The organism is Shewanella sp. NKUCC06_TVS (genome assembly GCF_019345515.1).
Lineage (GTDB): Bacteria > Pseudomonadota > Gammaproteobacteria > Enterobacterales > Shewanellaceae > Shewanella > Shewanella oncorhynchi.
Map to the genome: position 1 here is coordinate 97,878 of NZ_JAHKQX010000010.1, position 22,396 is coordinate 120,273.

Sequence of the window (22,396 nt, forward strand, 5' to 3'; positions counted from 1 at the left end):
AGAAGGGCATGGATGCACGAGAACGACCATGCCTCGATCACGCAACGAACGCAAATGCCCTGCGGCAACTCCGAGGGGGTGGTGTATTCCTTAGGCTCAGGTGTTATTGGTCAAATTTTGAATGAAAAAAGTTATGCCTGTTCGATCTTATTGCGGAGCCGCATGCAAGGTGGTGTGGGGGCTGGAGGCTAGATACCTCCGGCTACCCGATTATATTTACCTTGCACTGCCGAAAATTTTGGCAACACAGCGATCACACCCAAAGATAGATGTAACTAAGCCTAGCAAAGCAAGACAGCCAAGAAATCCAACTAACGCATTGAAATAAATATTCTGTGCACCTTCATTAATAATAACTTGATGTACAGCATAACCTCCGCCAAATAACATAACAGCGCTTAGTACACCCAATACTGGTCGCTTCCATTTTTTTTGAGGCATGTCGCCCCAGAAACACACTAAGCCATTTATTGAACAGAGCGAACACTTTTTTTGCGAGTAGATCATGTGAATCTCGAAAAAATATAACGCTTCAAGAACCGGCGCTGCTTTCAGCGTCCGGGTTACTTGATTTGTTAGAACCTTTGCTGGACGATAATTTTTGTTCATCTGCAGCATCAAGAAAAAGCTTTTTCATGGCCTCCGGTCTACTTGCAAAAATCTGATAACCACCGATCAAAAGTGACAAGATGACCGCAATAATCGAAATCCAGAAAGACATTTTTGAATCCGATAAATATTCTTCAACCAACATATTTTTCTCATGAAGCTCATCAGCTATATTATTAACATCGCTGACTATATTTGGATACGCTCCGCTTGCTTTTATACGTATATTTTCAAAATAGTCTTTTTGACCCACTTGTAATTTGTCGAATGGATTTACCTCTTCATACTCAATAATTATTGGTTCAATTACTGGTAATAGGTCTTTTTTCCCTTCTCTAAAAGCGTTGACACGAATATCATTTAATACAATAGATAATGGAGCATCTACTCCATAATATTTTGATTTATCTGAAAAAACAGCCTTCCAACCACTTACTGTTGGCTGTGAACGCAATGATTGTTTTATTGCGTCAAGATCTCCGCCGTTTAAGGCAATCGTAGAAATATCTTTTTGTAAGACATCCTTCTCTAAATATGTCTTTTCATCTATTAATAGAAGTGAAAGAGAAGTCATTGCCGATATTAATGGAGCTAAAATAAGTATTAAAAATAATCGCCTTGTTCTGTTTCGACATCCTCTCTAAGACAGCTTTTTGATAGTGAAGCCTTCTATTGCGCTCTTTAATAAAACTTTCAAAATTGCTTTCATCAATATTATCATTCAATTAAAAATACTCCGAATACTAAAGAGGTTCTAACAGTGTATTACCCGCACTTCTAATGAAACCCAAACAATAATGGACTCGAAGTTTGAGAAATAAGAGTAAATAATTCAAAAGTGCCAGTAAGTTAGCATCCATTACGGTGAGTTTCCAATCTTTTTCCATGCAGAAAAAGCGAGACTTTATATACCAAGAAGTATTTTGGCGCGGTATGTAAATCAGAAAATATGAAAAGACTGATATTTTCAATTACTTAATGTTTTTTGAAAATAAAAAACGATACTTCTTTGGCTCGTTTTCCCCGAGGGTTGTCACTTTTCTATTATACCTGTACTTATACAGTCATAAGCGCGACACCAAATTTAACAAGCTACCCATTGTTAAATTTCCTAAATGTTCAGTTGTAAATAGCAATTTTTCAAAGTGTTAATCTGACTCTAGTCTTTCAAGCCAGCAGGTTACGCAGATGCTCGAAAGGCAAACCATGGTGATTGGTGAGACGACCGTCCGCCCCATGGACGGGGCGGTCGAGCATCCAAGGATGGACTGGCTGCGTGTCGTCGAGCCTGTACCATGGTTGGCCTCACTCCGTGGCGTGTCGTTGAGCCTGTACCATGGTTGGCCTCACTCCCACGGCAAATACATCAGTTCTATGAAAGGGGTGAGGCTATTTCAGGTGGTTTTGTGGTAGTTGTGGCTGGCTTAATAGGGCAACGATGAGGATGAAGTCGTCTTCTTTTGTGAAGTACGTGGTATGTTTACCGATAGGAAAGTAGAATCCGTTGGGGTAAATATCATCGCAGCTTCTGCCTAATCCGGGGTTATCGGCTAACATTTGCAAGCCGGATATTAGGCTTTCTTTGTATTTGTGCCACTGCGACTCAGAAAAGTGTTGAATGGTGTAGTCTTTAATCTTTAGTAAGTGAGTTTGAGCTAACTTACTCAGTTTATAGCGTTTATTTTCATGTAAGTTGCTACAGGGCGTTAAGAAAATCTTCACCATCAACGACATTAGCTTTCGCTAAGTCTTCTTTAGCAGCGTTGAAGCAGTGTTTAAGGTAATCCGCTTTCATCGCCTCAAGCTGTTCGAAGTCGTGGATAGACATCACGACAACCGCATCTTTATTGTTTTTGCTGATCTTGATGGGTTCGCGTTGAGCATTTAGCAGTAACTCACCGAAATTTCGTTTGGCGTCATTGGCTGTTAATGTTTGCACGATTAAGCCCTCTTATTTGGAAATACAGTGGCAGTATAGTGCATTGTGCGAAACGCACAAAACGATTAAATCGTGCGATCTTTTCCGAAAACAAGCGCGTCATAAATTTTTATCGCCAGTAAAAGGCACAGGCTACAAGATCAACCACGTTGTGCGAGTTCCCTAATCCGCTCACTATTAATTATCCTTTCCGATTCTCAACATTATCCAAACGAATATAAAAATGGCCGAGGATAAGCTCGGCCATGATTTACTCGATTAAGCGTAAAACGGGTAGGTTTAGTAGTACTTCTTCAAATAACTCTCGGCGTAGTTTTTGAGTTTTTTGTTTGAGCTCGTGGTTGCCATATTTTCAATCACATCGCGGTAAGCGGTATTCCCCGAACTAGCTAGCGCTTTTGCCATGTTGGCATAGGTATCGATGGCGAGTTTGTCATCGGCCATTAAGCGTGGTGTTTTCAATTCGTTACTGAGTACGGCTAGGATAAAATCATCGTACTGGCGGTCATCTATGATGCGTTTAGCCGCGAGACGCATTAATTCTAAATCATTGCTGCGTAGGGCATTGGCAAAGGCATTATTTTGCTGACTTTGATCGGCAATATATTGGTTTTTATCCGCAAGAATCGCATTCCATTTTTTATATATTGTTATGTTCTCTAAAGCTTGACCTGCGTATTTTTTGAGTTTTTTAGGATAATCACCATTAACAATCTTATTGATGGTTTCGCTGTACTTATCATTGCCTGAATAAGCTAAGCCTTTGACTAACCAAGCACTGTAGTCAATGGCATTTTTTTCAGTGGCTTGGGGCAAAGATGCGAGTAGTTTTGCTTCGAGCGCATCAAAAATGGCAGGATCGGATAAACCAGCGATGGTGAGTGATTCAATGGCTTCTTTTTGCTTGAATTGGTTATCACCCTTAAAGATTTCTTGATAGGTTTCAACCGTATATTCCTGAGCCAATAAAGGCGAGCTTAATAAACTGATGCTAAGCAGCATACCTGCAAACAGTGGTTTCATGGTGATGTCCTTATGTGGTTTTTATATGTTGTTATTGGGCCCAGCGTTTAAAAATCAGCGAGGTATTAATACCGCCAAAGGCGAAATTATTACTCATGACATAATCTGTGTCGATTGGGCGTAAATCACTACGGATATAGTCCAAATCGGCGCATTGTGGGTCGATACTTTCAAGATTAAGTGTCGGCGCAAACCAGCCCGCATTCATCATCTCAATACTCACCCAAGCCTCTAACGCGCCGCATGCACCTAAGGTGTGGCCCGTGTAGCTTTTAAGGGATGAAATCGGCATACCAGCACCAAAAACAGCATGGGTCGCATGACTCTCGGCGATGTCACCGCGATCCGTTGCCGTGCCGTGGGCGTTCACATAACCTATGGCGCTAGGCTCAAGCTGGGCATCTTTGAGCGCCAACCTGATAGCGATTTCCATGGTCTGCGCGTTTGGTTGGGTGACGTGTTGGCCATCTGAATTCGTGCCAAAACCGACTAACTCAGCGTAAATCTTGGCACCGCGCGCCTTGGCGTGTTCTAGCTCTTCGAGCACCAGCGTACAGGCGCCTTCGCCAATCACTAGACCATCACGGCTCGCATCGAAGGGGCGTGGCGTGAGTTCGGGGGTGCTGTTTTTAGTGCTAGTGGCAAACAGGGTATCGAACACGACAGCTTCTGTGGGGCAGAGTTCTTCGCCGCCGCCCGCCAACATTAAGGTTTGATGACCGTATTTGATGGCTTCATAGGCGTAACCTATGCCTTGGCTCCCCGAGGTACAGGCGCTGCTCGTGGTGTGAATTCGGCCTTTTAAGCCGAAAAATACCCCCACATTCACCGCTGTGGTGTGTGCCATCATGCGGATATAACTCGTGGCGGTGACGCCCGACATATCACCGGTCTTCAACATATCGCCAAAGGCGATGATGGCATCGGTACTGCCAGTGGACGAGCCATAGGCGATACCCATTTCACCCGAGGACACGATAGGATCGTCTAACAATCCCGCATCGATTAATGCAAGCTCGCTGGCGCGGGTCGCCATGATGGAAACCCGACCCATAGAACGAATTTTCTTGCGCGAATAATGGCTTGGCACTTCAAAGTCGCTAATGGGCGCGGCTAAGCGGGTATTGAGGCCATCGTATTTATCCCATTCGCCCATAGTGACAACACAGTTTTTCTGCGCCTTAAGGCTCGCTGCTATCGCCTCCCAATCATGGCCCAGGGCGGTAATGCCGCCAATGCCAGTGACGACCACTCGTTTCCCTAAGCGGGTTTGATTTGTCGCTTTGCTCATTTAGATCATGCCTCCATTAACCGATATCACTTGGCGAGTGATATAGGCGGCATCGTCAGACATTAAAAAGGCGGCTAAGGCGGCGATTTCACTGGGTTTACCCATGCGGCGCATCGGCACTAATTGCTCGACCATATCCTTAGGAATATCGGCCACCATGTCGGTTTCAATCAAGCCGGGAGCGATACAGTTGACGGTGATTTTGCGTTTTGCTAGTTCTAATGACAATGCCTTAGTTGCGCCGATAATACCCGCTTTTGAGGCGCTGTAATTGACTTGGCCACGGTTGCCAGCAATCCCAGAAACCGAAGCTAAGGTGATGATACGCCCGCCCTTGCGGCCTTGTACCATAGGCATCACACAGGGATGGATGACATTATAAAAGCCGTCTAAGTTAGTGTGGATGACGCTGTCCCACTCGCTTTCTGTCATAGCAGGAAAGGCGGTGTCGCGGTTGATACCAGCATTGAGGATCACGCCATAATAGGCACCATTGGCCTCGATATCGGCTTCAATGGCGGCTCTGACGGTTGCGCGGTCGGCGACATCAAATTTCAGCAGGCTCGCATTCACTCCAAGCGCGCGGATTTGCGCTGCAGTGTCATCGGCAGCCGTTTGGTTACTGTGGTAATGCAGGGCGATATCGAAACCCGCAGCGGCGAGTTTTAGGGCGATGGCTTTACCAATACCGCGGCTCGAACCGGTAACTAATACTCTGTTATTCATCTGTTTTCTCCACCCCATTTTATCGTTATGTGTCGGTATGGGGTTTCATGTATTTATGGTAAAAAGGTCGCTTGTTAAGGCGCTTTAAGGCTTTTTTATCTACATCATTGCTTTAGTGCCCAAGGCTTCTATTTGCCGCGTCTTGATTGCCTGCAAGGTAGGCTTGTGTGTCCTGAGGTTGGAACACATTTACATTGGCTTGGGCCACTAAGCTCTTTTCTAGCTCAGTGCCGGCTTCGGGCAGCAGATAAATTTGGCAATCGAATACCGCTAATCCCGATTCCTCTTGATAGAGTCGGCTGACTTGGGTGCGATAGGTGCGCCCGAGCTCATATTGCTTTGCATACAAGGTTAATTTGCGCGATCCCAATAGAAAACCGACGCGGATTTTATCATTGCGAAGCTTTGCCTCAACCCCAGCAAGGGCGGCAATACTTTGGGCCATATATTCGATACCCACATAATTGGGTACAGCTCGATGTTTATCATCGAAATAAGGGCTCTTGGCCGTGATAGTGACTTCGGTCTCTAGGTTATCGCGCCGATAGCCAATGATTTTATCGAGCAAAATCATCGGTGCCCTATGGGGAATAAAATCGGCAATATCCTGTTCGGCAAAGGGTTTATTGATCTTAAGTAACTGCATGGTACTAGGCCTCGTTACGGCAGAAAATCAGGCTGGCATTGCTGCCGCCAAAGGCGAAGGAATTGCTCATCACATAATTAAGCGCGCCCTTAGCGGCGACTTGATGGCGCTCGACTAAGGCAATGGACGGATCCTGTGGATCGACTTGTCCGTCCCATTGGTGGGGCGGCAGGGCTTTGCCGTGATTATGTGCTGAAAGTAATAAATAACAGAAGGCGGCTTCAATGGCGCCAGCGGCACCTAAGGTATGGCCGACTAAGGGCTTGGTCGAGCTACAAGGGGGCGTGTTCACGCCAAACACTTCAACCACGGCGCGGCTTTCCATCGCATCATTTTTAGGCGTGGCTGTACCGTGTAAGTTTATGTAACTAATGTCTTTTGCTGCAATGTGTGCATCTTGCAACGCCGCGTGCATGGCTTTGATCGCGCCTTCGCCTTCGGGGTGTGGCGCCGACATATGGTGGGCATCGCTCGACTCGCCAATACCCGCTAGCATGACCTCTGACTCGCCCAACGTCAGGACGAAAAGCGCCGCGCCTTCACCGATATTGATGCCATCACGGTTGATGCTAAAAGGATTGCAGTGGCCTTTCGAGACAGACTCTAAGGCGTGAAAACCATTGACTGTGAGTTGGCATAAACTGTCGACACCGCCGACAATCACCATATCGCAGAGGTTAGCCTGTAATAGGCGTTTGGCACTGGCAAACACTTTGGCGCTGGATGAGCAGGCGGTTGAAATTGTGTAGCAAGGGCCATCTAGCTCAAAATATTGGCGTAAAAAGTCGCTGGTGCTGCCGAGCTCTTGCTGGAAATAGTGGTAATCCGCCGGAAAGTATCCGTGTTGATTGCGGTAGCTCAGCGCGGCTTCTCCTTTTGAAATCCCTGACGTGCTGGTGCCTAGCACAACACCAATACGGGCATGACCAAAATCCCGTTTCGCTTGTTCAACTGTGGTCGCAATTTGCAGTGCGGCGCACAGCAGTAATTGGTTGTTACGGCAATCGAACTGAATGAGTTTTTCGGGAATGGTTGGTAGCGCTGTCGTCACGGGGGCAACTAAGGTTGGGTGCTCGAACAGGAGAGTGTCACTGCGCAGCATCGCACTGGTATCACCGGCGATCAGGCGGTCTAAAACCTGCTGGGGATCTTGCCCTAGCGGGGTACACAATCCAATCTGTGTAATAGCTACTCTGTTCATCATTGTGTGTCTTTTTACCATGGCACAGTTAAGTGCGGATGCTAACAGATTAAATAGGTTCGATTTCTAGCTCAAATTTAGCTTGTGGCATAGTTAAGCTGATGTGGGCTTGCCAAAGAGCATCGCCGATATTTTGCTGATAACGGATTTGCACCACATGGGTTTGCTGGCCGCTTTTACTGATCAAGGTATCTTGACTATAGATCTGGCGACAGGGGATTGTATTCACTCGGGTGCCTATAAGCGTATCGCCCTGATTTCCCCCAACCGTATCGCAAAGACCTGTGACTAAATGACCACCTTCTAAATGGGCGCGAATACTCTGCTCAGGCCAATAGATCAGTTGCATCATCGCCATTAAATACTCAGCTTTAAAATTGTCCCCTAGCAGCACGCTTTGTTCACTGCTGAGTGTATTACCATCATAAACTAAGGTAAACAAAGCCTGTCCGAGTGGCGCTAAGCCAACGAGTGTCATGCGCTCATCCTCTAACTCTAATTGAGTGAGTAACTCGTGGGACTTATCACCCACTTTAATGCTGACCTTTTGGCTAAAGGATTGGGGTGAGGATACGCCCGTTTTGCTCTCGGTTTGCGGGCTGCTAATGTCCGCAGGTTTGGCCGTCGGCTTAGTCAGAGGCTTATCGGCTGCGGGGGCAAAATCATGGGGCAGTGGCGCCAAGCAATAACGCATGTCTTTAGCGAGGCCGACACAGGTTTGCCTGAACAGCAGTTCGCTACATCCCGTCAGCCCTAGACTGATGATCAGTAGCGCGGGGAACACTCGCCATTTCGCGTTAAAGTTGAGCGACATGCGGTTACGCCTCTGCAAATTCAGGAATGGCAACTTGGTTTTGGCACAATTCGACCACCATGTTCAGGCGGCGCTCCGAGTCTTTAACGAAGGGATTATTGAGGTCCCAAGCGTAGCCAGCCAGAATCGAGCAAATCATTTGCTTGATGCGTGGATTCGGTTCTTCATAGAAGATCACATCCTGAAAGCGGCCATCATACCAAGCTTGCACATAGGTGCGGAAGGTATTCACCCCCTGCATTAAAGGCGCTGAGTAATCGGCTTGCCAGTCAACCGTTTCACCATTGAGTTGTTTAGTCACACATTTTGCTGCCATCGATGCCGATTGCATGGCGATAGTGACGCCGGAGGAAAATACCGGATCAAGGAACTCGCCGGCATTACCCAGTAGGGCGAACTTGTCGGTCGCAAGCCGTGACACATTGGCTGAATAACCCTTGAGTGTGGCGCATTCTTGCACCACCTTAGCGTTTGCCAGTAGGGCTTTTAGTCCTGGTTCTTCATTGACTATGTTCATCAATTGTTGCTCAAGCGAACCTTGTAAACGCGCAAGTAATTGCGGTTCGGCAACCACGCCGAGTGAGCAACGGCCATTGCTAAAGGGAATGAGCCAATACCAAATGTCTTTATGCTCTGGGTGGACGCTGATTAAAATTTTATTTCGATCAAAGTTAGGATCGCTGATGTTGTCTTCCACATGGGTAAAGATGGCGCTACGCGGTGGTAGGCAAGACGGACTTTCTAAGTCGAGCAAGCGGGGTAACACACGGCCAAAACCACTGGCATCAAGCACATATTGGGCGCTGATTTGATAAAGCTCGCCCTGTTCATTGCGCACCATTAAGCATGGATTCTCGGTTAAATCTATCGCCTCGACGGTTTCGCCGTAGCGGATTTCGACCCCTTGGCTTTGGGCGGTATCGGCTAACAGTTTATCAAAACTGGCGCGCTGCACTTGGAATGTGGTGCCAGGCCCAGGGGTAAATTTATCGGTAAAGTCGAAGGTAGTGTAAGTGCCATTGCGACGAAAGGCGGCGCCATTTTTATGCTGGAATCCGGCGGCATTGAGTGCGTCTAACATGCCGGCTTCTTCGATGAATTGCATGCAGCAGGGCAGTAAACTTTCACCGATGGAGAAACGGGGGAAATGTTGTTTTTCTAACACCAGCACGCGCTTGCCTTGTTGGTGTAGCAAGCTGGCGGCAATGGCGCCTGAAGGTCCTGCGCCGATAATAGCCACATCGACGGCAAGTGAATTTGGCATAGCCGATAAATCGTGAGCGGGTGTAGGCATGTAAAGTACGTTCCTTGTCGTTATCAGGACTTTTTAGTCGTTAAAATCAGTGGCGAAAGTAAAAAGGTTAAACCTATACCTAGTGACAGGGTTAAACCAAAATAATGAATCGCTTGGGTCTGGCTAAAGGCGAGTAAACCAAAGGCTAATAGGGTCGAGCAGGCGGACATAAATACCGCTATCATCACTGCCTTGCCGTGGTTTTGAGCAGAGGCAAAGAACAAGCTGTAGTCTATCCCAATTCCGAAAACTAAAATGAGCGCGAGTGCATGGAACAGACTCAGTGGCGAGCCCGTTAAGCCTAAGGTTGCAAGCGTGAGCAAGGCCGCAAGGGCTGGCACTGCAACCACAACCGCCGCTTTTTTAATGCCAAAATTCAGGCTAAACAACAAGAGTGCGATGCCAAGTGCAAGGGCTAACAGCTTTAGGGTTAACAATCGATAATGGCCCATGACGGCGGAGATATCCGCGACTTTATCGATAAGTTGTACGCTTTCATCATGGGCAAAGCGCGCCTTGATCGCGTCGATCTGCTGAATGCCACCAAGCAAGACAATGGCACCATACTCAGCGCTCGCCCCATCATTTAGAGCGTCATAGTCGGTGGCCTTGCCATTTGGTGCTAGCCACAGCGGTGCGAGTTGCTTGCCTGTCTCTAGCGTAAAGAAATCCGCTGGGGCGATATATTGTTCTTTAGCCGCTAAGTAGCTTGCTTGCAGCTCTGGCTTTAAATTCTCATCCAACCCAAGGCTTGTGAGCACAGTATCTATCTGAGTTTGATAGATTTCACCCTGTAAGCGATAAGCCGTGTCTTGCCTTTTATGGCTGGGAAGATACCGGCTAAGGCTGACGTAGTTGCCTAACTCTTGGTTCGCAATAGCGGCATCGAGCTGTGGCGACACTCGCTCAAGCTGTTGCAGCAGTGCTTCTTCACTCGCGGCGCGTACCAGTAAGAATTGATTATCTGTGCCGCCGCTGAGTAGCTGCCTGAGCTTATTTTCAGGTTCAGTCACGCTCGCGGGGCTTTGCTGTAAATGACGAATATCGTCATCGACGGTTAACTTGGTTACGCCAACCAGACACCACATTACTATCACTAAAGCAAACATGCTCATGCCTAAAGGCGTGGTCAATCTGTTGGATAACTGAGTGAGGTTGGCAAGGTACTTCCCCGCTAACGCTAATGGGCGGGAGCCCGAGGGCAAACGACTTCCCGCTAACAGTGGGTAGGCGAGAATGAGGGTGAGATAAGCCCCGAGCAGCCCCGCGGCGCAGAAAATCGCCACTTGCTGCATTCCAGGAAACGGCGCTAAACCTATGCCCACATAAGCTAAGGCACTGGTGATAAAGGCAAGTGTCACAGTGGGGAAGATATACGCGACCGTCGCCTGAGCGCTCCGTTCGGTATCGCTTAAGCGCTCGCAGTAAAAATGAAAGCTGTAGTCGATGGCAATGCCAATCAAGCTAGTACCAAACACTAAGGTGAGTAAATGCAGCTCGCCAAATACGCTTAAGGTAAAAGTCACTGCCAGTAACAAGCCGCTGGAAATGGTAACGATGGCCAACAGTAGTGGTATTACGGAGCGAAACGCCAGCCAGACTAAAGCTATGACCCCAAGTAAGGATGCAAGACCAAGGATCGAGATTTCACTCTTAGCCGTTTGGGTCGCCGCAATCGCGTGAAACAGGGCGCCAGCTTTGAGCAGGGTAATATCGGGATAGCTTTGTTTAACCGCATCCAATCCTAGGGTTAATGCCGTCATCTGCGCCAATTGCGCATTGGGATTAAAGGCACTTTCTTGGCCCTTTGCCATAACAACCGCAGCGACATTATCGCCTTGATTCGCGAGCAGTATCCCTTGACTGGCCCTGACTTTTGAACTCGGCGCGAGGGCGAGTAAATTGGCTGGGAATAACAGCAGCGGATCTTGGGCAAGCAAGTTGCTATTGGCATAACCAAAAGCGTTGTAAAGCTGCGCTGTGGCCGCTTCAATTAGATTTCCAATGTCTTTCGTTGCTAACGCCTCAGCTTGTGGCGCTGTCAGTAATTTAAATCTGTGGGGGAAATAATATTGCCCCAACGCTTCACCGAGCTGCATATCTGCGCTGCGAATATCTGTAAATGCAGCATTTTTTCCAGTAGCAACAAGGTCAGTTTCAAGCTTTTGCATCAACAGCTTAGCCGCAGCGATTGCCGTAGTTTCATCCTTGGCGACGAGCGCAATATAGACTTGGTCGGCGAGCGTCGCTTCAACTTGGTTAAGGGCGCGCTCTGTGAGTTTGTCCTGCTGTAAATGGGGCAGCATGGCGAGAATATCGCTCTGCACCCTTGCGCCGTTTTGCCAGAGTTGCAAAGCCCACAGACTGGCAGACAGCATCAATAGCAACCAAATGGCGAGGCGCCATTTAGGGGATGATTGTATTAGCGCTTGATTGGCGCGCGCGGTGAAGTTGGCGGCCATGGTTAAGGTTTATTCGCCTCTATCGCCACAGCATACTGCGTCAATTCGGTTTCGCTGAGTTTACCTTGGGAAAGCGCACTAAAGTCGATGCGGGTCATATCCTGTGGGCTCACACTCGGCGCTGCGCTCAGCAGCACTAAGGATTGCAACACATCGCTCCCCTCTAACACCATATTGGCGATGGCTTTTTTCATTAAGGGATCTTTGGGCGTTAGGCCTAATTGCCATTGACCGTCTGTGTTCAACCTCTCTGGGCTTAACTTTTCCGTGCTCAACCTGTCTGCGATTAGGAAGTGCAGTTCAAAGTTCTCACTTAAACCGGAAATATCACCGCCGAGCATAGCGCGCACTAGGCTGGGCAATAAATCGCCCATAGCGGCGGCGCTCGCCGAGGCATCGGCCTTGCTGACTTGGACTCGACCTTGGCTATCGCGCTGAATAAGCTGCTTATCTTTTAAAATCAGCATGGATTCGAAGGGCTTTATCTGCTGCCAAATCAGCCCTTGGGTTTGATCGAAGATAAACTGACCTTGGCTGATTAACGGCTTTTTGAGCACCTTTAGTTGCCGAGATTGCACAAACTGGCCTCGCACCGTTTCGCCCAAGTTAAGCTTTTGGCTCAGGGCGACAAGCTGCGCGGTATCCGCATTTTGGCTAAAGAGCGCTTGATAAACACCGGGCTCAGCTAAGGTTTCTGCTTTGAGTGGCAGGGTTATCAAAGCACAAGCCAAGCCGCAAGCAAGGCAGAGGAGTAATGCACACTTCGCCAGCACAGGATTCTTCGTCAACGCAGAGCTCTTGGCTAGTACTGAGTTCATTAGTCTTCAACCTTAGCGAGCAGGATGGCTATTTTGTTACGGAACACCTCTGGGGTAACAAAGCACAATTCTTGGGTGCTCATATCGACCGCTGCCTGAATGGTATAACCCTTAGTGATGCGCGCACCCGTTTCAACGTCGCGAATTTGATAATTGATCTTTAAGCGGTTTTCCCACTCGACTAACTCGGCGCGCACTGTGATTTTTTGCTCGAAGGTGCTGGCTTTGACGTATTTAATCTGCAAATCGATAATAGGCCATGCATAGTTAGATGCTTGCATTTGGCGGTAGTTATAGCCCAGCTCATCGAGCAGTTTGCAGCGAGCAATCTCGAAATAACGTAGGTAATTGCCATGCCAAGTGATCCCCATGGAATCCACATCGTGGAAGGGGATTTGCATTTCCATATCAATAGTGAGCAATGATTTCATCGGCACACTTCCCATTCGCCCGCTTGGATTTTAGCTATGGTTTGGCGCAGCACGGCTTCGAGCGGTCGGTCTTCGATTAAGGTCTCAAAATCAGCGCGCACTTGGGCGAGGGTTTTCGCCAATGAAGGCGTGAGCGAGGCTTCGTCCAGCTCATTTTGGGCGATACGCAGGCCAATACCTTGAGTCATGGCGAGCAAGGCTGCCGCCGCGACTTGTTCGGTCAATTGCAGTACACGCATACAGTCGCGGGCGGCAATGGTGCCCATGCTCACCTTGTCTTGGTTGTGGCATTCGGTTGAGCGTGAGAATACGCTGGCGGGCATAGTGTGCTTGAGCGCTTCTGCTGTCCACGCAGATACCCCAATTTGCACCGCTTTAAAGCCATGATTAATTGCGCGGCGCGGGCCGGTTGAGCCGGATAAGTTAGCGGGTAAGCCATTATTAAACTTAGGGTCCATTACCAGTGCCATTTGGCGATCGATAAGATCGGCTAAGTTGGCCACAGTATTTTTCAGTGAATCCATCGCAAAGGCGATATGGCCGCCATAAAAATGGCCACCGTGGAGAATATGCTCGCCTTCGCCGTCGACAATCGGGTTGTCGTTGGCGCTGTTGACTTCGGTTTCGATAAACTGACGCATAAACGGCAGCGCATCCTGCAACACGCCGATAATGTGCGGTGCGCAGCGGATGGAATATCTGTCCTGCAGCCTGTCCGAATTGCGCGGATGTTCGTGGTGATTTAAATCTTCCCGTATCCAAGTGGCGATTTGGTTTTGTCCCGGATGCGGTTTGGCGGCAAATAAGATTTCATCAAAATGGTTCGAGTTGCCTTTTAACGTTAACGAAGCCATAGCGGTAATGCGGCTACTTAATCGGGCAAGATATTGGGCGCGATCGAAGGCTAAACAGGCCAAGGCCGTCATTACAGCCGTGCCGTTCATCAGGGCTAAGCCTTCTTTTGGACGCAGGACATGCGGGATAATGTTGAGCTTAGCGTACACAGCTTGAGTCGCTTGGCGCTCACCTTGGTAAATCACTTCGCGCTCGCCGACTAACACGGCGGCCAAATACGACAGCGGCGTTAAATCACCGCTGGCGCCGACCGAACCTTCTTCTGGGATTACAGGGACTATGTTGAGATTGAGCAAAGTTTCGATGCGCTTTAATAGCTCATAGGTCACGCCAGATTTGCCAATGGCTAAGGAGTTTAAACGGCAAGCCATCACAGCGCGGGCCTGCATTATGTTTAAGGTCTCGCCTAAACCGCAGCCGTGGAAGCGGGTTAAATGCAGTGGCAATTCGTGGACCAGATCTAAGCTCACATTGACTGTGCAAGAGTCGCCATAACCAGTTGTTACACCATAAACCACGCCTTCTTCGTGCAGCAGGCTATCGATAAAGCGCGCACCTTTTTGGATATATTCTTGATAATCCGCATCGTCACAGAGCTTGACTGGTGCGCCCTTGGCGACGGCAACCACTTGTTCTAAGGTAAGAAATTGACGGCCGAACTCAACAGTCTTTAAGTCTGATTGATTCTTTGAGTCGGCGGCTTGGGTGTGGCTCATGAATGACTTGTCCTGTCTGTCTTATGATCCTGCTCTGGGATCTGCTGTGATGCTGATTCTGTTGTTACAGTATCTGCTTGTACTGAATTGGTTGATGCGCGTTCTAACTCGCTGTCTTTACGCCAAAAATCGAAGAAGTTAAACCATTGCAAAGGCTCGCGTCTGGCAAAGTATTCTAAACGTTCGCTGTAGCGATTTACCGCCTGCTGTAATCTGTCCATTCTGCCCGCCCTTGGGCCTTTAAGTGTTTCGGCGAAGTGCTCTAAATGCACCCGATAACGGCCCTGTTCCCGCAGGCAAAACATTAAAAATACAGGGCAATCGAGTAAACCTGCCAAAATAAACGGCCCTTGGGGAAACGCTGCGTCTTGCCCCATAAAGGGCGCGTACATGACGCGACCTTGGGTATTCGGCGAGGTTCTATCGCCCGCGATCACCACCAGTTCACCGTCTTCTATTTTTTGCTGCAACAGCATAGACGTCGCGGGGTTAAGCTCGGTCACTTGAATAAGATTAAGCGTGCTATCTGGATTTAACTGTTTGAGTACCTTATTGAAATTTTCCGCATGGCTCGTTAACACCATGACATTCACTTTGACTTTGCGCTGGTGGATTGAAATGGCGCGGCAGAGTTCTAAATTGCCAAGGTGAGACACCAATAACACGGCGCCTTTACCGCTTTCGAGTTGGTCGGCCAGCACTTGGCGATCGGGGAAATCCACTTGGCTCAATTGGATGCGATCGCACCAGGCATCGATTCTATCGAGTGCGGCATTTCCAAAGGCTAAAAAGTGATTCAGGCTATCGCGCCAGCCTACAGGCTGATTCAGCTTAGGATGTTGCGGCTCAAGCGTTTGCACGCGGCGCAGGAAATCTAACGAGGCTTCGCGGGTGACTTTGCCTGTGAGAAAGAAATAGCAAATCACCGGATACATAATGGCGCGGCACAACCAATGGCCGCCAATACGATAGCTCTCGGCTAACAGTTTGATGCCCCAGTAACTGCCGCGCTCCTTCATGCCCGACCAATGGGTGGCTGAAGTTGATGATGTTGCTGAAGTCGATGATGTTGTTGAAGTCGATGATGTTGCTGACGAGCAATGGGAGTTTTGCGCGGCTTGTTGCTGTGATTTACGCTTTAACAGCCAAGGCAGGCGTTTGAGCATGCCGAAAAACAACTTGGTATGCAGTTTAGTGATGCGCACATTGTCGGCCACACCTTGAAAGTGACTAACACCACCTTCGGGATAAATCACCTTAGTCGGCTGGAATAAAATTTCCACCCCTTGCCAGTAGAGTTTGACGAGGATTTCAATATCAAAATCCATTCGTTCCGTTAATGCTTGCTGGCACAGTAATCGCTCGGTGGCGGCGAGGGGATAAACGCGAAAGCCACACATAGAATCTTTAATATCAAAGCTTAATGTTTCGACCCACACCCAAAAATGGGTGATATAACGGCCATAGAGTCTGCCCTTAGGCACGGATTCATCGTACTCGGGTTTGCCTGAAATCAGTGCATCGGGTTTAGCCTGCGCCCTTGCTACCATAGCTGGAATATCGGCTAGATTGTGTTGACCATCGGCATCGACCTGCAGTGCATGACTAAAGCCATCGCGGTAGGCTCGGCGTAGGCCCGTCATCACAGCAGCGCCTTTACCACGGTTGTAAGGATGCAGCAGCAAAGTCACCCAAGGATAGGTTTGGGCTAAGGATTGCAGTAGATAACGGGTTTCGTCATTGCTGCCATCATCAATCAAATAACAGGGCAGATTAAATTGGGCGAGTTCGGCCAAGGTCTGGGCAATTGCGGCACTGTGATTGTAATTGGGGATCACTAAGGCGAGCTTAATGGGCGCCGACTCAACTAAGTCGCTGGGAGGTGTTAGCACTGGCTCGCCCCATCGCTGCTGTTGGTATCAGAAGGCTTGCTGTTAACGGGCGAGATATCGAAGGCGATACGACCTGACGCGTAGCGGTTTTCACCATCGCTATAGGCGAAGGTAAGTTTTCCCTTAGCCGCATTGTTGCTAATGCTTAAGGTGACTTCTTGCCCCGGCAGTATGAGTTGCTGAAACTTAAGCACTTCTAAGTTGGCTACGGCTTCGCAATAGCCGAAATATTGGCAGCCTAAACGCACCGCCCAATCTAATTGCGTCACGCCTGGCAGTACGGCTTGCTCGGGAAAATGTCCCTTAAAAGATTCAAGGTCGGCCGCCACTAACAGACGTAATTCAATGTTATCCATGCCGATATTAGAATGCAGGATCGGCGGTAAACTCGATTTAATCATGATCAAATAACTCGACTAACTGGGCAGTGACACGCTTACCCTGAGTGTTCAGCGGCAAAATATCGGGATAACGCCAGCGGCGAGGCAGCGTGACTCGCTCAAATTGCGTCAGTAAATGTGCTTTTAACGCATTGTTGATACTGAGTTTTCCCTGCTCTTGATGCACACTGCGGCCAAGTGCGGAGAGGGTCACGACCGCGCCCAGTTGGGATTTAAACTGCGGCAATACGACAAGTGCGGCTTGCTCAACATAGGCATGGCTGCCTAACAGCGTTTCCATTTGTGCCAGTGATAGACGTTTTTCCTCTATTTTAACGATGCGATCGAGTCGGCCCTTGAGCCTAAACTGGCCATTTTCGGTCGGTTCGATTTTATCTTCGCAGCGCAACCATTCATCGTCGGCCAAATAGGGCGATTTAAGTAGCAAGGCTCCGTCGTTAGGATCTTGATCTATCGATATTCTGTCAAACACTTGCCAAGGTTCATCGGCTTCATGTTGACGGCGATAGGCGATGCCGCCCGTTTCTGTGCTACCAAAAATTTCGATGGGCAGATGGCCATAGCATTGGCTGATCCCTTGAGCTGCCGCAAAACTTAAGGGCCCGCCAGAGCTAAACACTAAGCTGGGTGAGCGCAGTTGCCGCTCGTGCTCTAAGGCCTTAGGTAAACGCGATAACTGGGCAGGGCTACTGATCAAACACAGGTTTGGCAGTAAGGCAGTGTAATAGCTTAAGGTTTCTGGGTATTCAATCTGCTCACTTAAAAACGGCCGACTGGCGGCGAGTGGCCACAAAATCTTGAATAACAGGCCATAGATATGCTGGTGGGAAACCGTTGAAACCACACTGCAATGGGGTAAATGTTCGGCAAAGGTATGTTCGAGCACTGAGACTTCAACGTCTAATTGCTGAAGTGTTTTACGGATCGCCTTAGGTTCGCCACTGCTGCCGGAGGTAAATAGCAGAAGTTCGCCGATAGCCTCGCTCGCCGGCCAAGGTTTGCTCGGCAGGCTCAGCTCTTTTCTCAGTAGAATAAAGGCCTGACTTTCACACAATGGCTTGTCCGACAATATGCCTTCAAACTGGTGGGTTAACTCGCTCAGCGTGCCCGTTTGGGTGTTGGCTGGTAAGATAATTTCCTTGCCTGCTAACAGCGCCGCACATAAACCGACAGCAAACAGATCGCTGGTATCACTCGCGAGCAGCCATTTTTTCTCTGGCGCGGCCAGCAGTTGCTCATAAAAATACGCCACCTGATTGGTAAATAATGCACCTGTGACTATGTCGTGGTGATTAAAGCTGATCAGTTGTTGGGCAAAGGGCCCTTGGGTTAACCAGTTTTTGAGTAGCTGTGTCATGTTTTCTTCAACCAAAAGCTGCGATATAACCACTCCCCACCGAGGAGCAGTCCCATGAGTACGTATGCAATCAAACCGTTATACAAGGTCCAGGTTGCTAAGCTAGTAAAGCCAGCGGTGTAAGCCGCCATAGTGCCATTGAAGATAAATAAACCGCACCAAAGTAGAGTGACTTTTTTAAGATACCCAGTGGCTTCATCCGGTAAATCGGGTTCTTTCAAACGGGCTAAACGTTCGATCATGCTAGGGCCAGTGTGCAGTGAATAACTGAACAGCGCCAGCATAGTGAGATTTATCACTACTGGGTAATACAGCAGCCAATCACTGCGCTTGGCAAGATAACTGCCTGCCGTGAGCATAATCCCCACCAATAGTGGTAAAACTAATGTCTTAACCTTTTGCTTTTGTAGCATTAGCCGCATTATCAGCAATAAACACAGCACGAGCGCTATGGTGCCAGCAGGTAAGTAATTGAGCCCTAAATACACGGCAACGGGGTAGGCCAGCAAAGTTAGGGCGGTTAAGACCTGTAGCAAGGCTCGCATTAGGTTTTAACTAAACCTTCGATAGCATTAATCACATCATTGATTGTGCGAACTGATTTAAATTCATCGGGTTGGATCTTTTTACCTGTCAGTTGCTGCAGTTTTATCACTAAGTCGACTGCATCAATGCTGTCGAGATCGAGCTCTTCATACAGGTTAGCCTCAGGCGTAATCGCCTCGGCATCAATTTCGAATTCGTCCACTAAAATAGTGGTCAGCATAGCGAGGATTTGTTCACGATTTTGCATATTCCTCTCCTATGGACGCTGTGATTCGATAAAGCGAGCTAAGCTGGCAACACTGTGGAAATGGGCCTTAGTGGCATCCGAATTGGCTTCGATTTTGACATCAAATTTTTTCTTGATGGCTAAGCCGAGCTCGAGGGCGTCGATAGAATCTAAGCCTAAACCTTCGCCAAATAGCGGCGCATCGGTTTCAATATCATCAATGCTGACGTCTTCTAGGTCGAGACAGTCGATGATTAACTGCTTTATTTCATTGTTTAAGTTCATAATTATTTTCGAGTTGTTGTTTATAGTAATGTTCAAGATCCCGCGTCAGCTGCCGGGCCATTTTTGCATGCTCACCTAAAGCCGCTTGGTACTTCTGGTAAGAAACGATTGTGCCGATTTCAACGGCCATTCCCATGGTTTGCCTTGGGATTTCATACCAAGGTTGCTCCTTTGTCAAACCACGCACATTGGTACGCAGTACCACAGGTAAAATATCCGCTTCGGCCCTTAAGGCGATATTGGCAGCGCCGCGGGCAAAGTGGTTAATGGTCGCACCGACCACCGTACGCGTGCCCTCGGGGAAGATGATTAAATTGGTGCCTCTTGCGAGCACTTCGCGGCAATCCTCTAGCATCAATTCGGCGCCGCGATTGGGAATATAACCCGCGCAGGACACCACACCCCGCAAAAATGGATTACGCCACAAAGCTTGTTTGACTATGCAGCCCGCATTGGGCATGAGACTTATCAATACCACCACATCGACTAAACTGGGGTGATTGGCTATGACGATAACGCCTCTGGCATCATGTAATTTTTGGGCATCGTGGCTGCTGACCTTAATCACACCTGCCCAAGTGAGCATGGCGACAAAGCCTTTGAACATTAAATGCACGGCTTTTTGGACTCGAATAATCCGCGCCTCTGGTGTGCCTGGCCAAAAACGCAGTAGCGGCAGAATGGTCAAGGAGCTTAATAAGCCGCCTAAGCCAAAGGCGATATAACAACTTACGCCACCTAGCCAACGTGGCACATAATTCAGCCCTTCGCGGCGAGTTTCTGGCAAGGTATATGCGGCATTGAGCATTGAATCTTCATGGCCCTTAGCGGCGTCATGGCTGTGGGCTGCATCAAACATGCTCAAGTCTCCAATGCCATTGGGATAAGCAGCCTGAAATATTTTGCGCCGTTGCTAGGGCGTGGATAAATGCACCATAGGTCAGCGGATTTAAAGCTGTTGCCTTAGAAATACGGCTCACTGTGAGCTTGGCCGAAGCGGGTGTATCGAAGGGCGCGAGCTGTAGGCCTAGGGCCAAAGGTAATTCAAATTCTTGGGTAAACTCATCGTACACAGGAGGCACTGGATCATCACCGAAGACCAATAACAATGGTTCTGGCGATTGATGTAATTGGGCGAAGGCTTCGGCCATAGCTTGGGACAGGGTTTCTGTGCCCGCCGCAACTGAGGTTGAAGGCGCGGTATTGGCTGCCACTATGCCAAAAATGCCGCTGGCGGTGTTGTGCACTGACTGACTAAAACCTAAGGGCGATAAGGGCTGTTTGGCGATAATGTCTTCGAGTAGGCCAATGGTGCGCTGCAACTCTCCATGGCGCGAGGCAAAAATAGAGCGACAATTTGCAGGCATTTCGCACTGAAAACTCACCTCTAACATCATCTTAGTCAAGCGACTAAAACGGCGGCGCTGCATGGCGGGAATTTGTTTGAGTGCGGGAGCGGTGGTATCCGACTGTGGTGGCGTATCGAGATTGAGCTCAGCCGAACTCTCGCACCAAGTTTGCCAACTTTGATGGTGCTGATATTGGGGGGCCCAAGCGCCCCAAGAGAGAATGCTGAATGTTAGTTGCACTACTTTGCCTCGACACTAAATTTAAGCTGTCTTAGTTATCCCTAACTAAGTTAGAACATTAATGGATTGTCATACCATAGTGAGGAGTATACGCGTTAGAAGAATGACGCTCGAAATGCCCTCTACAGCGTGGTCATTCTACACTATGCCCCTTCTTTTTATGAAGCCATTTGCATTGTGCGGGTTAACGGAATGGGATCAAGTGCTGTGATTTGCAGCACTTATTCGACATTGAGTAACAAATATCGCAGTGGCTATCTGATTTCGCAGACACTTTAACTTACAGGTTAAAATGAAAAAAGGCGCACTGAGCGCCTTTTGGCATGAGCTTGATAACCTATTGCGACAATTGATTCTCGATTTTACGCAGCGCTACTTTCAACTTGCGAGTATTTTCTGGACCCATACGGATCAACAGTTTTTGTGCACTGGGTAGTGCCTCTAAGTTAGGGTCAACGAATTGATAGTTAACGCTAATTGAATTCAGCTCAATCGGATCTTCAATAATAGGTGCTGCGAGTAACATTTTAATCGCTTGCAGCATTCTGTCGTTAAATTTGGCGTTGCTGTAGCCGAGTTCGGTAAAGGCTTCCTCTAGGAGCGGCGTCAGTTGCTTGTAAGTTGTGATTAAGCCCTGTTCGTCCATTTTGGCAATCGAGTCAACATAGGCATCGTATCTGTGGAAACCCTCAGGATTTAAATACACTTTGTTGGTGATTTCTGAGACTGAGAACAGCTTCTCTGGTCCTTTAAGTGGGCTAACTTTACGGGTTAATTCACCCTGAGCTAGGTTATCCACGAATACCACAAATTGGCGGACGAGATCTTGCTGCACTAACGAAGAACTCAGCACATTGTTATTGATCATGGCGAGGGCTTTTTGTTGCACAAATGCATCACTTTCAGCCAGCACAGGCACAGGTTCTACGACAACTTCAGGCTCTGCCACTGCAGTGGTTTCAGTGCTATTGGTGTTCGTTTCTGTAACGGCAGGCGTCGTCTCTGTGGTTTCAGGCTCTGGCGTACTTTCGAGCGTCATAGGTTCAGATGGCGGTGTTTCAGGCAATACAATAGGGGCGTTAGGAATGAGTTTAGGTGAGTCAGAATCACCGCTGTAGTAATAATATCCTCCGGCAGAAAGTAGCACGACGAGCACTATCGCAAAAAGCGCAAAGCGATTGCTGCTAGAAGAAGTCTCTTGAGGTGTTATTCTATCATCTTGATTAACTTGCATTTTACATCCTTCGCTTGAGTGTCAAGGTAACTTGGTGAATA

The 22,396-nt window shown here is 48.4% G+C and carries 24 protein-coding genes; all 24 read right to left on the bottom strand.

Features of this window, described 5'->3' with window-relative positions; translation table 11 throughout:
• Positions 1-216: 216 nt before the first annotated feature.
• Positions 217-441 carry a hypothetical protein gene (locus tag KO531_RS12740; RefSeq protein WP_219234711.1) on the bottom strand — a complete coding sequence of 75 codons (225 nt, stop codon included), beginning with the start codon at positions 439-441 and terminating at the stop codon, positions 217-219.
• A gap of 91 nt (positions 442-532) precedes the next feature.
• Positions 533-1,183, bottom strand: a complete 651-nt coding sequence (locus KO531_RS12745; protein ID WP_219251349.1) for a hypothetical protein — start codon at positions 1,181-1,183, stop codon at positions 533-535.
• 815 nt (positions 1,184-1,998) lie between these two features.
• Positions 1,999-2,343 (bottom strand): type II toxin-antitoxin system RelE/ParE family toxin, encoded by a 345-nt coding sequence (locus KO531_RS12750; RefSeq protein ID WP_346345248.1) that lies wholly within the window; start codon positions 2,341-2,343, stop codon positions 1,999-2,001.
• A complete protein-coding gene (locus tag KO531_RS12755; protein ID WP_006079801.1) occupies positions 2,306-2,548 on the bottom strand; it encodes a type II toxin-antitoxin system Phd/YefM family antitoxin in 243 nt (80 codons plus the stop codon). The genes KO531_RS12750 and KO531_RS12755 overlap by 38 nt, the downstream gene beginning before the upstream one ends.
• 279 nt (positions 2,549-2,827) lie before the next feature.
• Positions 2,828-3,571 (bottom strand): hypothetical protein, encoded by a 744-nt coding sequence (locus KO531_RS12760; RefSeq protein WP_219251350.1) that lies wholly within the window; start codon positions 3,569-3,571, stop codon positions 2,828-2,830.
• Positions 3,572-3,602: 31 nt separating this feature from the next.
• Positions 3,603-4,862, bottom strand: a complete 1,260-nt coding sequence (locus KO531_RS12765) for a beta-ketoacyl-ACP synthase (protein ID WP_219251351.1) — start codon at positions 4,860-4,862, stop codon at positions 3,603-3,605.
• Positions 4,863-5,588 (bottom strand): 3-ketoacyl-ACP reductase FabG2, encoded by a 726-nt coding sequence (locus tag KO531_RS12770; protein ID WP_219251352.1) that lies wholly within the window; start codon positions 5,586-5,588, stop codon positions 4,863-4,865.
• Between the two features lie 112 nt (positions 5,589-5,700).
• On the bottom strand, positions 5,701-6,234 hold the full coding sequence (locus tag KO531_RS12775) for a hotdog family protein (protein WP_219251353.1): 534 nt from the start codon (positions 6,232-6,234) through the stop codon (positions 5,701-5,703).
• Positions 6,235-6,238: 4 nt separating this feature from the next.
• Positions 6,239-7,438 carry a beta-ketoacyl-[acyl-carrier-protein] synthase family protein gene (locus KO531_RS12780; RefSeq protein ID WP_219251354.1) on the bottom strand — a complete coding sequence of 400 codons (1,200 nt, stop codon included), beginning with the start codon at positions 7,436-7,438 and terminating at the stop codon, positions 6,239-6,241.
• Positions 7,439-7,484: 46 nt separating this feature from the next.
• Positions 7,485-8,249 carry a DUF3261 domain-containing protein gene (locus tag KO531_RS12785; RefSeq protein ID WP_173242750.1) on the bottom strand — a complete coding sequence of 255 codons (765 nt, stop codon included), beginning with the start codon at positions 8,247-8,249 and terminating at the stop codon, positions 7,485-7,487.
• Between the two features lie 4 nt (positions 8,250-8,253).
• Positions 8,254-9,543 carry an NAD(P)/FAD-dependent oxidoreductase gene (locus KO531_RS12790; RefSeq protein ID WP_219251355.1) on the bottom strand — a complete coding sequence of 430 codons (1,290 nt, stop codon included), beginning with the start codon at positions 9,541-9,543 and terminating at the stop codon, positions 8,254-8,256.
• Between the two features lie 23 nt (positions 9,544-9,566).
• Complete coding sequence (locus KO531_RS12795) at positions 9,567-12,005, bottom strand: MMPL family transporter (protein ID WP_219251356.1); 2,439 nt, start codon at positions 12,003-12,005, stop codon at positions 9,567-9,569.
• 2 nt (positions 12,006-12,007) lie between these two features.
• Positions 12,008-12,823, bottom strand: coding sequence for an outer membrane lipoprotein carrier protein LolA (locus tag KO531_RS12800; RefSeq protein ID WP_219251357.1), 816 nt, complete (start codon positions 12,821-12,823; stop codon positions 12,008-12,010).
• Positions 12,823-13,254 (bottom strand): acyl-CoA thioesterase, encoded by a 432-nt coding sequence (locus KO531_RS12805; protein WP_173497420.1) that lies wholly within the window; start codon positions 13,252-13,254, stop codon positions 12,823-12,825. The genes KO531_RS12800 and KO531_RS12805 overlap by 1 nt, the downstream gene beginning before the upstream one ends.
• Positions 13,251-14,825: an aromatic amino acid ammonia-lyase gene (locus KO531_RS12810; RefSeq protein ID WP_219251358.1), complete on the bottom strand. Its 1,575-nt coding sequence runs from the start codon at positions 14,823-14,825 to the stop codon at positions 13,251-13,253. Before KO531_RS12810 ends, KO531_RS12805 begins: the two co-directional genes overlap by 4 nt.
• Positions 14,822-16,717, bottom strand: coding sequence for a glycosyltransferase family 2 protein (locus tag KO531_RS12815; RefSeq protein WP_219251359.1), 1,896 nt, complete (start codon positions 16,715-16,717; stop codon positions 14,822-14,824). Before KO531_RS12815 ends, KO531_RS12810 begins: the two co-directional genes overlap by 4 nt.
• Positions 16,711-17,118 carry a thioester dehydrase gene (locus tag KO531_RS12820; protein ID WP_113941117.1) on the bottom strand — a complete coding sequence of 136 codons (408 nt, stop codon included), beginning with the start codon at positions 17,116-17,118 and terminating at the stop codon, positions 16,711-16,713. Before KO531_RS12820 ends, KO531_RS12815 begins: the two co-directional genes overlap by 7 nt.
• Positions 17,111-18,475, bottom strand: a complete 1,365-nt coding sequence (locus KO531_RS12825) for an AMP-binding protein (RefSeq protein ID WP_219251360.1) — start codon at positions 18,473-18,475, stop codon at positions 17,111-17,113. The genes KO531_RS12820 and KO531_RS12825 overlap by 8 nt, the downstream gene beginning before the upstream one ends.
• Positions 18,472-19,020, bottom strand: a complete 549-nt coding sequence (locus KO531_RS12830; protein WP_219251361.1) for a hypothetical protein — start codon at positions 19,018-19,020, stop codon at positions 18,472-18,474. Before KO531_RS12830 ends, KO531_RS12825 begins: the two co-directional genes overlap by 4 nt.
• Positions 19,020-19,268 (bottom strand): acyl carrier protein, encoded by a 249-nt coding sequence (locus tag KO531_RS12835; protein WP_011787696.1) that lies wholly within the window; start codon positions 19,266-19,268, stop codon positions 19,020-19,022. Before KO531_RS12835 ends, KO531_RS12830 begins: the two co-directional genes overlap by 1 nt.
• A gap of 9 nt (positions 19,269-19,277) precedes the next feature.
• The gene (locus KO531_RS12840) at positions 19,278-19,532 is read right to left on the bottom strand and encodes a phosphopantetheine-binding protein (RefSeq protein WP_011787697.1); all 255 of its coding nucleotides are present in this window, start codon (positions 19,530-19,532) and stop codon (positions 19,278-19,280) included.
• Positions 19,516-20,391 carry a lysophospholipid acyltransferase family protein gene (locus tag KO531_RS12845; RefSeq protein WP_173242769.1) on the bottom strand — a complete coding sequence of 292 codons (876 nt, stop codon included), beginning with the start codon at positions 20,389-20,391 and terminating at the stop codon, positions 19,516-19,518. Before KO531_RS12845 ends, KO531_RS12840 begins: the two co-directional genes overlap by 17 nt.
• On the bottom strand, positions 20,384-21,121 hold the full coding sequence (locus KO531_RS12850) for a beta-ketoacyl synthase chain length factor (RefSeq protein WP_219251362.1): 738 nt from the start codon (positions 21,119-21,121) through the stop codon (positions 20,384-20,386). The genes KO531_RS12845 and KO531_RS12850 overlap by 8 nt, the downstream gene beginning before the upstream one ends.
• Before the next feature lie 337 nt (positions 21,122-21,458).
• Positions 21,459-22,355, bottom strand: coding sequence for a DUF3014 domain-containing protein (locus KO531_RS12855; protein ID WP_219251363.1), 897 nt, complete (start codon positions 22,353-22,355; stop codon positions 21,459-21,461).
• Between the last annotated feature and the right edge of the window lie 41 nt (positions 22,356-22,396).

Coding starts and splice junctions, on each gene's coding strand:
- KO531_RS12820 (WP_113941117.1), bottom strand. CDS start 17,118: ATGATTAAATCGAGTTTACCGCCGATCCTGCATTCTAATATCGGCATG.
- KO531_RS12825 (WP_219251360.1), bottom strand. CDS start 18,475: ATGACACAGCTACTCAAAAACTGGTTAACCCAAGGGCCCTTTGCCCAA.
- KO531_RS12855 (WP_219251363.1), bottom strand. CDS start 22,355: ATGCAAGTTAATCAAGATGATAGAATAACACCTCAAGAGACTTCTTCT.
- KO531_RS12790 (WP_219251355.1), bottom strand. CDS start 9,543: ATGCCTACACCCGCTCACGATTTATCGGCTATGCCAAATTCACTTGCC.
- KO531_RS12840 (WP_011787697.1), bottom strand. CDS start 19,532: ATGAACTTAAACAATGAAATAAAGCAGTTAATCATCGACTGTCTCGAC.
- KO531_RS12765 (WP_219251351.1), bottom strand. CDS start 4,862: ATGAGCAAAGCGACAAATCAAACCCGCTTAGGGAAACGAGTGGTCGTC.
- KO531_RS12810 (WP_219251358.1), bottom strand. CDS start 14,825: ATGAGCCACACCCAAGCCGCCGACTCAAAGAATCAATCAGACTTAAAG.
- KO531_RS12800 (WP_219251357.1), bottom strand. CDS start 12,823: ATGAACTCAGTACTAGCCAAGAGCTCTGCGTTGACGAAGAATCCTGTG.
- KO531_RS12830 (WP_219251361.1), bottom strand. CDS start 19,020: ATGCGAGCCTTGCTACAGGTCTTAACCGCCCTAACTTTGCTGGCCTAC.
- KO531_RS12770 (WP_219251352.1), bottom strand. CDS start 5,588: ATGAATAACAGAGTATTAGTTACCGGTTCGAGCCGCGGTATTGGTAAA.
- KO531_RS12785 (WP_173242750.1), bottom strand. CDS start 8,249: ATGTCGCTCAACTTTAACGCGAAATGGCGAGTGTTCCCCGCGCTACTG.
- KO531_RS12760 (WP_219251350.1), bottom strand. CDS start 3,571: ATGAAACCACTGTTTGCAGGTATGCTGCTTAGCATCAGTTTATTAAGC.
- KO531_RS12795 (WP_219251356.1), bottom strand. CDS start 12,005: ATGGCCGCCAACTTCACCGCGCGCGCCAATCAAGCGCTAATACAATCA.
- KO531_RS12750 (WP_346345248.1), bottom strand. CDS start 2,343: ATGTCGTTGATGGTGAAGATTTTCTTAACGCCCTGTAGCAACTTACAT.
- KO531_RS12745 (WP_219251349.1), bottom strand. CDS start 1,183: ATGACTTCTCTTTCACTTCTATTAATAGATGAAAAGACATATTTAGAG.
- KO531_RS12775 (WP_219251353.1), bottom strand. CDS start 6,234: ATGCAGTTACTTAAGATCAATAAACCCTTTGCCGAACAGGATATTGCC.
- KO531_RS12740 (WP_219234711.1), bottom strand. CDS start 441: ATGCCTCAAAAAAAATGGAAGCGACCAGTATTGGGTGTACTAAGCGCT.
- KO531_RS12845 (WP_173242769.1), bottom strand. CDS start 20,391: ATGTTTGATGCAGCCCACAGCCATGACGCCGCTAAGGGCCATGAAGAT.
- KO531_RS12780 (WP_219251354.1), bottom strand. CDS start 7,438: ATGATGAACAGAGTAGCTATTACACAGATTGGATTGTGTACCCCGCTA.
- KO531_RS12805 (WP_173497420.1), bottom strand. CDS start 13,254: ATGAAATCATTGCTCACTATTGATATGGAAATGCAAATCCCCTTCCAC.
- KO531_RS12835 (WP_011787696.1), bottom strand. CDS start 19,268: ATGCAAAATCGTGAACAAATCCTCGCTATGCTGACCACTATTTTAGTG.